The following is an 11,364-nucleotide window of genomic DNA, read 5'->3' as shown; positions in this document are numbered from 1 at the left end:
AGGCGCCGCCCGACAGCAGTCCCATGCTCGAACGGAAAAGGGGCGGCCCTTCGGGACGCCCCTTTTCTATCCCGATGCGCGGCGCCCGGTCGCTCAATTTGCCGCCTTCATCGACCGCTGCCAGCCCTATCGCGCACCGGCCGAAGATCGGGAACCATGGTCGAGGCCTAGAAATACTGGACAGCGCCGGGGTCCATCCTTAGGTGGCGCCATGTCCATACAACCTCCCGAATCCATCCTGATCGTCGACTTCGGTAGCCAAGTGACCCAGCTCATCGCGCGCCGCGTGCGCGAGGCCGGGGTCTATAGCGAGATCGTCCCGTTCAACAGCGCCGCCGAGGCCTTCGCGCGGATGCAGCCGCGGGGCGTGATCCTGTCGGGCGGACCCGCGTCGGTCACCGACGAGGGCAGCCCGCGCGCGCCGCAGGCCATTCTCGACAGCGGCCTGCCGATCCTCGCGATCTGCTATGGTCAGCAGACGCTGTGCGTCCAGCTCGGCGGCACGGTCGAGGGCGGGCACGCCGCCGAATTCGGCCGCGCCGACGTCGAAATCCTGAAAGCCAGCCCGCTGTTCGACGGCTTCTGGGAGGTCGGCCAGAAATATCCGGTGTGGATGAGCCACGGCGACCGCGTCACCGAGGCGCCCGACGGGTTCGAAATCGTCGGCACCTCGCCCAACGCCCCCTTCGCAATCTGCGTCAACGAGGCGAAGCGCTATTACACGACGATGTTCCATCCCGAGGTGGCCCACACCCCCGATGGCGCGAAACTGCTGTCGAACTTCGTCCACAAGATCTGCGGCCTCGCCGGCGACTGGACGATGGCAGAGTTCCGCACCAACAAGATCGCCGACATCCGCGCCCAAGTCGGCGACCAGCGCGTACTCTGCGGCCTGTCGGGCGGGGTCGACAGCGCGGTCGCCGCGGTGCTGCTCCACGAAGCGATCGGCGAACAGCTTACCTGCGTCTTCGTCGATCACGGCCTTCTGCGCCTCAACGAACGCGAGCAGGTCGAGCGATTGTTCCGCGACCATTATAATATCCCGCTGGTCGTCGTCGATGCCGAAGAGCGCTTCATGGCGGGGCTCGCCGGCGTTTCGGACCCCGAGGCGAAGCGCAAGTTCATCGGCAAGACCTTCATCGATGTCTTCGACGAGGAAGCGCAGAAGCTGGGCGGCGCCGATTTCCTCGCGCAGGGCACTTTGTACCCCGATGTCATCGAATCGGTGTCGTTCACCGGCGGGCCGAGCGTCACGATCAAGAGCCACCACAATGTCGGCGGCCTGCCCGACCGCATGAAGATGGCGCTGGTCGAACCCTTGCGCGAATTGTTCAAGGACGAGGTGCGCCTGCTCGGCAAGGAACTCGGGCTGCCCGACATCTTCGTCGGCCGCCACCCCTTCCCCGGCCCCGGCCTCGCGATCCGCATCCCCGGCGAAGTCACCAAGCCCAGCTGCGACATTTTGCGCAAGGCCGACGCGATCTATCTTGAGGAAATCCGAAACGCGGGTCTCTATGACGAAATCTGGCAGGCGTTCGCGGTGCTGCTCCCCGTCCGCACCGTCGGGGTGATGGGCGATTACCGAACCTACGACCAGGTTTGCGCGCTGCGGGCGGTAACCTCGACCGACGGCATGACCGCCGACATCTACCCGTTCGAAGCCGCCTTCCTGTCGCGCTGCGCGACGCGCATCATCAACGAGGTGCAGGGCATCAACCGCGTGGTGTATGATTACACGTCGAAGCCGCCGGGGACGATCGAGTGGGAGTGACGATAACAATCGATACCGATCGACTACAATCGGTACCAGCACGTCGATTGCTCATCTGAGTTACCCTGGCCCGATCTCAAATATAATCGGCGCCGACAAAACGAACGGGAGCCAGCTTCGGGACTTTGAGTTACTTGTCGGTTTGACCGGCGAAGTTCTGCTTCGAGGGATTTTGGGTGCGGGCGCCACCTTCGCACGACCTTCCAGGCTGCTTTGGCGACACGCTCCGATCCAGGTCATTCGACATTGAGCGGGTGCAGATCCGCTCCTGACAGACGCGGACGTCGAAGCGCCGCAATTCTGATCATGCGCTGTTATATGAATGTTCGGCCGACATCAGGCGACCGGGCGCTTCGCGGCAATGCCAATCGCATCCGGCTCCCCGATGATCGAACCTTTGCATGCGGCCCGGAGCCCGGCGCCTCCACCTCTGGTGACGATCGCTAACGCGGGCTTGAGGCCTTGTGCAGAATGCTTTGAAGGTTTCCGCCCGACGCTATACGGGCACCGGATTGGTTGCTTCCCTCGCCTCGCGCTCGGCTTCCGCGCCCAGCCGTTCGATGAAGGCAGATCGCCAGGATTTTGAATTACAATGAATTATCGCCATAGCTTCCATGCCGGCAATAGCGCCGATGTCGTAAAGCACAGCCTGCTGATCGCCCTCGTGCGGGCATTGCAGCTCAAAGAGAGCGCGCTGACCCTGATCGACACCCATGCCGGTTGCGGGCTGTACGACCTTGGCGGCGAGGAGGCGAGGCGCACCGGCGAGGCCACACAGGGCGTGGTGCGGGCCTTTGCCGACCCGAACCCCTTGCTCGACGACTATCGCGCCGCCGTACAGGCGGTGAATGCCGGGGGCGAGCCGCGCCTCTATCCCGGATCGCCGCGATTTCTGGCGCGGCTTCTGCGCCCGCAGGACTTTCTGATCCTGAACGAGAAACATCCCGAAGACGCCTATGCCCTGCGCGGCGCGATGCGCGACACATCCGCCGCCGTGCATCAGCGCGACGCCTATGAGCTTTGGCTGGCGATGCTGCCGCCCCGCACCGCGCGCGGCGTCGTGGTGGTCGACCCGCCGTACGAGCAGACCGATGAACGCGCCCGTATCACCGCCACCCTCGCCGCCGCCCACCGCAAGTGGGCGCATGGCGTGACGGTGATCTGGTATCCGCTGAAAGACCGCGCCACGCATGTGCGTTGGAAGCAGCAGTTGCGCAACCTCGGCATCCCGAAGTTTCTGGTGGTGGAGCATTGGTTGTACGATCGCGATCGGCCCGACATCTATAACGGCGCGGGCCTCTTTATCATCAACCCGCCCTATGCCTTCACGCAGGCGCTGCCGCCTCTGCTGGAAGCCCTGCGCACCGCGCTGGCGCCCGAGGGGCATAGGGGCGAGATTACAAGCGATTGGTTGGGCGATTAAAATTAACCCTCATCTTCCCCTTCTCCCAAAGGAGGAATTGGGGCGCTTCAGATTTTAAACAGATTTGCTCACGCTGAATTTGAAACGCGGTTTTCGCGCCGAATGCCAGTGCGCCAGACGATTGCGCTTAGTGGCCCTCGGCATCAACCATGAAGACCGTCGGCTTGCCACGAGACGCCGGGTCCCATCCTGCCGACAATGCCGCTCGCACCCCTCGCGAGGCTATCGCGTCGTTGATGTGCGAACGCCCTTTCGGCAATCCTTTCAACAGTCGCTTTGGCGTCGGAAATTCCAGCACGGCTTCGCGGGGCATATCTCTCTGGCGCAAGGCGACCGTCATGCCCTTCCAGCCTTCGGAAGAGGACAGTTGGGGCTCGCTCAGGAGTTCCCAGTCATATTTGGCACCATCGATTTGGACGGTGCCGCCGCGGCCGTGCATGTGAAGCATGGGATGCCCATAGCATGTTAAGCGCGGCGCTCCAGTCGGTTCACATCAGAGATCGGCTACCGGACCGTCTAGCGGCCAAGACAGCCGCTCCGCGGCGACGATTGGCATGATTGCAGACCGCCTGCAATCATGCCGATTACCTCGATTAGCGAACGCGCAGTGCACGCTGCGAGCTGAGATTTCGAGATTTCGACGCAAGTTTTATCACTATCCGAAGACTGGGAGCACATCATCGTTGCTCCTCTGAAAGCTTGACGGTTAGACCGTCCAATTCGGCAGAGACATCGATCTGGCAAGAGAGGCGGCTGTGTTCGTCTCGACCTTCGACGAATTCGAGCATCAGATCTTCGGTCTCGCCCAATGATGGCAGACGGTTACGCCATGCGGGGTCCACATGGACATGGCAGGTCGCACAGGAACAACCCCCGCCGCAATCAGCCCGGATCGCATCGATGCCATGCCGTAGCGCCGCTTCCATCAGTGAATGGCCGACCTCCGCCTCGACATTGCGCTCGGTTCCATCGGGCTCGACAAAAATGACTCTCACCATGCCTCAGTCTTCGGCCGCGAGATATTGATCGAGGCTGTCGTAGAAATGGCGCAACCGGCGCTCCTGCCGGTTGAAGAGCATTCCTTTGAACCCCTTGGAATTGACGCCCTTCTGAAGCCAGGGGATGTTGCGCGCGTCCTGGTTATAGACCTCATTCTCGAACTTATAGTCGAGTCCGCGCCCGTGTACCGTCTTGGGCCGCTCCACGATCATCCCCGGCTCTGCCGGACGTTCGAACTGCTGGACCCAGAAAGTCGCTCGCCCAGGATCGTCGGCATGCGGCATGTAGCGAAATATCGAGAAGCGCTCGGCGAATGTGTTGATCGTGATATTGGGAAAGATGAAATAGTGGAAATCGTCGGTCATCTGATCGTCCGACAGCGCCGCGACGTCATAGCCCGCTTCCGTCAGCTTAGCCCGCATGCCGCGCTGCATAGCCAGCCGCATGTCGTCGAGCCGCCCCTCATATTCATCAGCATCGACCCCAGCGGCAGCCGCCATCGCCTTCAGCCCCGGCTGTGCCTTGCGTCGCTGCTCCTCGGGCAGGCGCGAACAAGGCGCGCCCATATGATAGAGGCCGCGGCTGTGGAGACCATAAAGATCGATCGGCATATCCTCCGCGTCTTCCAGATAGAATTGCAGCTGCGGGTGCGTCACCGGGCCGTGGTAGCCCTCCTGGAATGCATCCGCGGCAATCTTCCAGTTGCAGTCCCATTCAACGATCTGCTCGCCGACGAAATTATAGGTATCGAGCCCATACCCGGCGAGCTGGCGTCCCGCCTCACCCAGAAATTCCTCGAGGCTACCGGCATTGGGATCGAGATTGATCCAGACGAGATTCTGCCAGACCTGACAGCGGATCGGCGGCAGGGCGACATCCTTCTCGTCGGTATAGCCCTGGAAGCTCTCCTTATCGGGGATGTTGCGCAACGAACCGTCGAGGTTCCACTCGAAGCCATGGAACCAGCAATAGAGCGAGCGGATGTTGCGGCGCTCGGTGACGATCTGGCGCCCGCGATGCTGGCAGACATTGTAGAAGGCGCGGATCGCGCCATCGTCGCCGTGCACGACCACCACCGGCTCCTTGCCGATCATAATCGGAAACGCATCGCCGGGCCTTGCGACGTCCGCAACAGGACACGCCAGGAGCCAGACCTTCGAGAAGACCTTTTCGAACTCGGCGGAAAGCACATCACGACCAGTGAATCTATGAGGCGAGATTCGCGACGTCGAAAATCCATCTGCGTCCAAAACCCCTTTATTTTCGGCAAGAATCATCTCTCCGGTCATATTGGACTTTCCTTTTTCATCCTCTTATCTAGTATCATAGATATAAGAAGATCGGATGGAGGGCAAGAGGATGAAGACTGCCGTGATTACCGGCGCCGCATCGGGTATCGGCCGGCACATCGCCATCGCACTGGCTTTGCGAGAAGCTGAAAGGCTGGTCCTGATCGACGTCGATGTCGATGGCATGAAAGAGACAGCGAGCCTTGCCTCGGGTGCGGAAACCATGCTGATCACGGCGGATCTTACATGCGCCGACGCCATCGCCTCGGCCTTTGCCTCGCTCGCCGACGACCAGATTGTCATCGATCTCCTGTTCAATTGTGCCGGCATACCCGCCGGCACGCCGGCTTGGCCCGACACGCCTGCAGCGCGAATCCACACCATCATCGATCTCAACCTCGCAGGCACGATTCTCAGCGTCCAGGCGGCGCTGCCGTTGATGCGCTCACCCGGCGGCTCGATCGTCAACATCGCGTCGGTCAGCGGCCTCAATCCCTATGCGACCGGCGCCGTCTATGCCGCGAGCAAGGCCGGCGTGATCATGTTTACCCGCTGCTGCGCCGAGCTTGCGGTCACCCATGGCGTCCGGGTCAACGCGCTTTGTCCGGGCATTGTCGATACGCCCTTCCTCCGGAAGACGGGGCCTGGTGGCCAGACGGCAGACTGGCTTGCCGAGCGCCTCCGTGACCGTTCGATCCTCACCGCAGCCGAGGTAGCGGACGCGGCGATAAAGCTCGCGCTCGAGCCCGACACGGCGGGCGAATATGAAGTGCTGGTCGCCGGCACGGCCGACGCCTAATCACCTGCCTCACGCCTCCCCTTCCCCTCCGACAAGGATTTTCTTGCATGACCGCCTCATCCGAAACAGCCGGATATGCGTTGAACCAGACGATGCTTCGTGTGCGAGATCCCGAAGATTCCCTGCGTTTCTATCGCGACATACTGGGCATGACGCTCCTCCAGCGGCTCGATTTCGAGGACATGCAATTCTCGCTCTACTTCCTTGCCTATCTCGGTGAAGGCGAGATCATTCCATCGGACCCAGCCGCGCGGGCGCGCTTCATATTCGATCGCGAAACGACGCTCGAGCTGACGCATAACTGGGGAAGCGAGAAGGAAATCGCTACGCCCTACCATAATGGCAACAGCGAACCGCGGGGGTTCGGCCATATCGGAATCAGCGTGCCCGACGTCCATGAAGCATGCCAGCGCTTCGAACGGCTGGGTGCAACCTTCGTGAAGCGCCCGGATGACGGCAAAATGAAGGGGATCGCCTTCGTTTCCGATCCCGATGGCTATTGGATCGAAATCCTCTCTTCGCCGCGCATGACCGACTTCCTGACCTGAGCGCCGTCCTAGAGCGGGTCGAGATCAGGATCGAAATCGGCGAAGGAAACGGTCCGCGCGACTTCGCTCGGAAACAGCTGGCGCATGTCCGCCAGATAGCCGTCGACAAGGCCACTCATCGCCCGGCGCGCCTCTTCGGCATCGCGCGCGCGAACCGCATCGAAGACCTTGCGCGCGCGCTGGAGGGCGAGAACCCGAAAGGGCTCCGCAGGGACCATTCCGCCCGACCGGGTCAAACGTCGCAGGGCTGGCGCCAGCATCTCGATCAGCGGATTACGCGTCGCATCGGCGACGGCGTTCCAGAAGCGCGAATAGGCACGGTAATAAGTCGGATAATCACCGACCGCCGCGTCCATGTCGGTGATCGCCTGCGCCATCCGATCGCAGTCGTCGGCCGTGGCGTTGCGCGCCGCAAGCGCGATCATCCCCGGCTCCATCGCCGCGCGCGCAATCATGAGCGAGTCGACCGTGGCACCCGAAAACTGGAGAACAAGCGCCAGAGTCGAAGCAAGCTCCTCCCAGTTCGGCTTGCCGACATAGGTTCCGCCCCCTGGCCCGGACTTTATCTTGATTACGCCTTGGATCTGGAGGAAACGCAGCGCCTCGCGCAACGCCCCGCGCGATACGCCGTGGAGGGCCAGCGCCTCGGCCTCGGACCGGTAGCGGTCTCCGGGCTTCATGCCGCTATCGTAGATTTCCTGGGCTATATCACGCGCCAAGTGCAACGCCGTACCACCGCGCGGGCGCGCATCCCCCCGTTTGTCCTTCGCTCGCTCCCCTGCCATGCCTTGCATTCGTCTCCGCCGCCAATCTCGCCTAGCTAGTCAGTCCGGCGGCATATGGAAAGGCCGCAGCGCTCAGAGCGGTACCGCGTTCCGGCGCATGTGGCGCGATCCGAGCAGGAAATGCAGCGCAGACCACAGGGAGAAGGGGACGAGCAGAAGCATGGCCGAAGACAATCCGTCCTGCCCGCTCGCCCGTTGAACGATATCGCTCGCAGCCCCGATCAGCAGCGGCATGCAGCCAAAACCGATGATATTATAGGTGAGCAAAAGGAGGGCGGCGCCCATAGCCCGCGAGTCCGGCGGTGATTGCGACTGCACGGCGGCATACGTTGGTCCGAGCCAGATCCCGCCCACCAGAGCGGGGAAAGCGTAAAGCCATAGCGCTGTGGTCGTATCGTCGACGGTCAGGAACAAGAACAGAGCCGGAAGCGCGATGACCTTCGCGGCGGCGGCGACCCAGAGCCGGCGCGCGGGATCGGTTCGGCCGAGCCGATCGGCGACCCAGCCGCCGATGATCATGCCGCTCGACCCGATGATGCCGCTGAGCAGGCCGAGTGCCAGCCCGACATCCAGCGCCGACATCTGGTGCGTCCGCATCAGATAGGTCGGCACGAACAAAATGGTCGAGGCAGAAACGCCCGCTGCCAGCGAAGCGCCGATGAAGACATGGCGCAGCACGCGGTCCTTCCAGATCAGCGCGACGTTGCGCGTGAACGCCCCACGCAGCGCCGAAGAAAATACCGCAACCCTTGTACGCGCCCGAAAGACGTCCTTTGCCGCCATGGCAACGAGCGGCGCCAGGAGAACGCCCGGCAAGCCCACCGCAACAAAAGCGAGGCGCCAGCCATATTCCTGTACAAGCCATGCACCCAGCAGATAGGAGAGCGTCAGGCCAGCCGAAGCGCCGGCGGCATAGACCCCAAGCGCCAGCGCCCGGCGATCGTCGGGAAAAAGATCGGCGATCAGGCTGTGCGCCGGCGGACTGCATCCCGCTTCCCCGAGCCCCACGCCCGCGCGCACGAGCAGCAACTGTACGAAGGACGTCGCCGCGCCGCACAGCATCGTCATCATGCTCCAGACCGCGAGCGAGATGGCGATGATCCGGGACCGGTTGCTGCGATCGGCCGCAAAGGACACGAAAATCCCGCCGATGCCGTACATCAGCGAGAAGGCAAAGCCCCCGAGCAACCCGAGCTGCCAATCCGCCAGCGCAAATTCGCCCTGGATCGAGGGCAACAGGATGGCGAGGATATTCCGGTCGATGTTCGCGAGCACAAAAACCGCCGTCAGCAGAAGGAGTGTCGTCCAGGGCCGCAGCACGCCCGTCATGGCGGTGGGCAATTCGCTTGAGTTCGGCCGTTCCAAGATGATCCTCTCCCGCTGCTTCCAGGGCTTCAAAAGACGGTGTAGCCGCCGTCCACGACGATCGAATCCCCGGTGTGAAAACTCGAGGCATCGCTCGCGAGGTAGACCGCAATCGCCGAGAAATCGTCGCCATCCCCCCATCGCCCGACCGGCGCACGCGCCACGACATTATTGTTAAATTTGTCCCAGCCCTGCAGCCTCTCGGTCATGTCCGATCGGGTCCAGCCGGGCAGGATGCTATTCGCCCGAATCCCAAGCGGTCCGAGCTCGACCGCCATCGCGCGGGTGAGCGAGACGACCGCGCCTTTCGTCGCGCCATAATGTTCGTTGCGTGCCGCGCCATGCATCGACGCGGTCGAGGCGATCGAAACCAGCGATCCGCCGCGCTCGCCCGTCTCGCCGCGCGCGATCATATGCCGGGCCGCCTCGCGAAGCGTGAAAAAGACGCCGTGAACGTTGACGTCCTGGATACGGCGAAAATCCTCGAGCGAAATGTCGAACATGTCCTTTCGGGCGATGCTGAGTCCGGCGTTGGCGATCGCCTGATCGATCCGGCCGAATTCATCCATGATCGCCGCGATCCCGGCCGCGACCGCCGCCTCGTCGGCGACATCGACCGATGCACAGCGCACTTCGCCGCCGAAACCGCGAAGCTCTTGCACCGCCCGCTCGTTCTTTTCGGGCTTGTTGCCCCAGATGACAACGGTCGCGCCGTGCATGGCCAACCCCTTCGCCATGCCGAGACCGATACCACCGTTGCCCCCGGTCACCAGCGCGACCTTGCCGGTCAAATCGAACAACCCCTGTGTCATAAAATCTCCCGTTCAGGCGGCGCGAAAACGATCGCGCAATTCGGTCTTGAGAATCTTGCCGACACCCGACAATGGCAGCTCGTCGACAAGCGAAAGCGATCGCGGCAGCTTGTAACCCGCGAGCGATGCCCGGCAATGATCCTGAATCCCGGCCAGATCGAGTTCGGCATCGGGCTTCGGTACGACGACCGCATGAACGCGCTCGCCCCAATTCGCGTCGGGCAAGCCGATGATCGCGAGCGCAGCTATTCCCGGATGGGTGGAAAGCACCGTCTCGACCTCCGCCGAATAGACATTCTCGCCCCCCGTCACGATCATGTCCTTCAGCCGGTCGACGATCGTGACATAGCCATCCGCATCCATCCGCCCGACATCGCCGGTGTGCATCCAGCCGTCGCGCAGCACCGCTGCGGTTTCCTCGGGTCGCCCCCAATAGCCGAGCATGACGTTGGGACCGCGAACGGCGACCTCGCCCGACACCCCTCGGGGGGCCTCGCTGCCATCGGGTGCAACGATCCGCACTTCGCAGATCGCCGTCGCGCGGCCGGCCGAACGGGCGCGGCCGTTCGCGAACGCCTCTGGACCATGGTCGGCAGGCGCGAGAAGGCAGCATGTCGGCGACAATTCGGTCATGCCATAGGCCTGGCAAAAGCTGGTCTGCGGAAATGCAGCGACGAGCCGGGCGAGCAATGCCTGGTCAATCGTCGATGCTCCATATCGGATCAGACACACGCTGCCGGTATCGAAATCGGCAAAGCGCGGATGATCCACCAGCATCCGGAGCATGGTGGGGACGAGGAAGAGATCGGTCACCTTGTGCGTCTCGATCGCGTCGAGAACCTGCAAGGGATCGAAGACAGGCAGGAAGACGCAGGCCGCGCCCGCGAAGAGCGCGAGAAACAGTCCGGCGAGCCCGCCAATATGGAAAAGCGGCGCAGAGTGGAGAAAGACCGTGCCGGGCGTCGCCCCGGGCAAGGACAGGGTCGCCAATTGCGAGAAGGCGATGCCCGAATGGCTGAGCATCACACCCTTGGGTTTACCCGTCGTCCCCCCCGTATATATGATCGCGGCGAGATCCGCGCCGCGGCGAAGCGCATCGGGAACAGCATCAGCGGCGTCGAGCCACGCTTCGCGGCCCGCGACTCCATCGACAGTGGATGCACCGATCGACACGATGTAGCGCAGGTGCGGAGCGGCAGTGCGGATGTCCGGGATCAGCGCGTCGAAAAAGGGATCGACGATGAGGACCGATGTTTCGCAATCGACGAGCGAGAAGGCAATCTCGGCGCTCGACCAGCGCGTGTTGACCGGGTTGATGACCCCGCCTGCCCAGAAGGTGCCGAGAAGATATTCGGCATAGTGGTTCCCGTTGCGGGCCAGAAGCGCCACCCGGTCGCCCGGCTCGACGCCCAGAGCCCGTATCGCGCCGGCGAAGCGCGCCGCCCGGTCACGCAGTTCCGCCCAGCTCAACCGCTCGTCGCCATCGACAAGCGCGATGGCATCCGGCGTTCGCTGTACCATTCTGTGCAGGCATTGAGTCAGATACATGGGACCGTCCGACAGGGAGAGAGGC

11 protein-coding genes are annotated in these 11,364 nt (G+C 62.8%); 4 read left to right on the top strand and 7 right to left on the bottom strand.

The genetic code is table 11. The features are described 5' to 3' along the window. Window positions 1-211 precede the first annotated feature (211 nt). Window positions 212-1,771 carry a glutamine-hydrolyzing GMP synthase gene (gene guaA / locus ASD67_RS14885; protein WP_056348811.1) on the top strand — a complete coding sequence of 520 codons (1,560 nt, stop codon included), beginning with the start codon at window positions 212-214 and terminating at the stop codon, window positions 1,769-1,771. A gap of 592 nt (window positions 1,772-2,363) precedes the next feature. Further along, the gene (locus ASD67_RS14880) at window positions 2,364-3,194 is read left to right on the top strand and encodes a 23S rRNA (adenine(2030)-N(6))-methyltransferase RlmJ (RefSeq protein ID WP_056348809.1); all 831 of its coding nucleotides are present in this window, start codon (window positions 2,364-2,366) and stop codon (window positions 3,192-3,194) included. Window positions 3,195-3,321: 127 nt separating this feature from the next. On the opposite strand, the gene ASD67_RS14875 is transcribed toward ASD67_RS14880, so the two are convergent. The 3 genes from ASD67_RS14875 to ASD67_RS14865 all read right to left on the bottom strand — a co-directional run bounded on the left by ASD67_RS14875 (window position 3,322) and on the right by ASD67_RS14865 (window position 5,470). Then, window positions 3,322-3,642 carry a hypothetical protein gene (locus ASD67_RS14875; protein ID WP_056348806.1) on the bottom strand — a complete coding sequence of 107 codons (321 nt, stop codon included), beginning with the start codon at window positions 3,640-3,642 and terminating at the stop codon, window positions 3,322-3,324. A gap of 229 nt (window positions 3,643-3,871) precedes the next feature. Further along, on the bottom strand, window positions 3,872-4,192 hold the full coding sequence (locus ASD67_RS14870) for a 2Fe-2S iron-sulfur cluster-binding protein (protein WP_056348803.1): 321 nt from the start codon (window positions 4,190-4,192) through the stop codon (window positions 3,872-3,874). Window positions 4,193-4,195: 3 nt separating this feature from the next. Continuing rightward, on the bottom strand, window positions 4,196-5,470 hold the full coding sequence (locus tag ASD67_RS14865; RefSeq protein ID WP_268799374.1) for an aromatic ring-hydroxylating oxygenase subunit alpha: 1,275 nt from the start codon (window positions 5,468-5,470) through the stop codon (window positions 4,196-4,198). A 94-nt stretch (window positions 5,471-5,564) separates the two neighbouring features. Between ASD67_RS14865 and ASD67_RS14860 the strand changes: the two genes are divergently transcribed. Then, window positions 5,565-6,281, top strand: coding sequence for an SDR family NAD(P)-dependent oxidoreductase (locus tag ASD67_RS14860; protein WP_200938039.1), 717 nt, complete (start codon window positions 5,565-5,567; stop codon window positions 6,279-6,281). A 47-nt stretch (window positions 6,282-6,328) separates the two neighbouring features. Further along, a complete protein-coding gene (gloA, locus tag ASD67_RS14855; protein ID WP_056348795.1) occupies window positions 6,329-6,829 on the top strand; it encodes a lactoylglutathione lyase in 501 nt (166 codons plus the stop codon). A gap of 8 nt (window positions 6,830-6,837) precedes the next feature. Here the strand turns inward: gloA and ASD67_RS14850 are convergent, their stop codons facing one another. The 4 genes from ASD67_RS14850 to ASD67_RS14835 form a co-directional block, all read right to left on the bottom strand. Beyond that, on the bottom strand, window positions 6,838-7,623 hold the full coding sequence (locus ASD67_RS14850) for a FadR/GntR family transcriptional regulator (RefSeq protein WP_082545088.1): 786 nt from the start codon (window positions 7,621-7,623) through the stop codon (window positions 6,838-6,840). A gap of 63 nt (window positions 7,624-7,686) precedes the next feature. Further along, complete coding sequence (locus ASD67_RS14845) at window positions 7,687-8,979, bottom strand: spinster family MFS transporter (protein ID WP_162248594.1); 1,293 nt, start codon at window positions 8,977-8,979, stop codon at window positions 7,687-7,689. 29 nt (window positions 8,980-9,008) lie between these two features. Further along, window positions 9,009-9,791, bottom strand: coding sequence for an SDR family NAD(P)-dependent oxidoreductase (locus ASD67_RS14840; protein WP_056348785.1), 783 nt, complete (start codon window positions 9,789-9,791; stop codon window positions 9,009-9,011). Between the two features lie 12 nt (window positions 9,792-9,803). Beyond that, on the bottom strand, window positions 9,804-11,339 hold the full coding sequence (locus ASD67_RS14835) for a class I adenylate-forming enzyme family protein (protein ID WP_056348781.1): 1,536 nt from the start codon (window positions 11,337-11,339) through the stop codon (window positions 9,804-9,806). Between the last annotated feature and the right edge of the window lie 25 nt (window positions 11,340-11,364).

Source organism: Sphingopyxis sp. Root1497 (assembly GCF_001427085.1).
GTDB lineage: Bacteria > Pseudomonadota > Alphaproteobacteria > Sphingomonadales > Sphingomonadaceae > Sphingopyxis.
This window is presented reverse-complemented; position numbering and strand designations above follow the sequence as displayed.

Coding starts and splice junctions, on each gene's coding strand:
- guaA (WP_056348811.1), top strand. CDS start 212: ATGTCCATACAACCTCCCGAATCCATCCTGATCGTCGACTTCGGTAGC.
- ASD67_RS14880 (WP_056348809.1), top strand. CDS start 2,364: ATGAATTATCGCCATAGCTTCCATGCCGGCAATAGCGCCGATGTCGTA.
- ASD67_RS14875 (WP_056348806.1), bottom strand. CDS start 3,642: ATGCTTCACATGCACGGCCGCGGCGGCACCGTCCAAATCGATGGTGCC.
- ASD67_RS14870 (WP_056348803.1), bottom strand. CDS start 4,192: ATGGTGAGAGTCATTTTTGTCGAGCCCGATGGAACCGAGCGCAATGTC.
- ASD67_RS14865 (WP_268799374.1), bottom strand. CDS start 5,470: ATGATTCTTGCCGAAAATAAAGGGGTTTTGGACGCAGATGGATTTTCG.
- gloA (WP_056348795.1), top strand. CDS start 6,329: ATGACCGCCTCATCCGAAACAGCCGGATATGCGTTGAACCAGACGATG.
- ASD67_RS14850 (WP_082545088.1), bottom strand. CDS start 7,623: ATGCAAGGCATGGCAGGGGAGCGAGCGAAGGACAAACGGGGGGATGCG.
- ASD67_RS14840 (WP_056348785.1), bottom strand. CDS start 9,791: ATGACACAGGGGTTGTTCGATTTGACCGGCAAGGTCGCGCTGGTGACC.
- ASD67_RS14835 (WP_056348781.1), bottom strand. CDS start 11,339: ATGTATCTGACTCAATGCCTGCACAGAATGGTACAGCGAACGCCGGAT.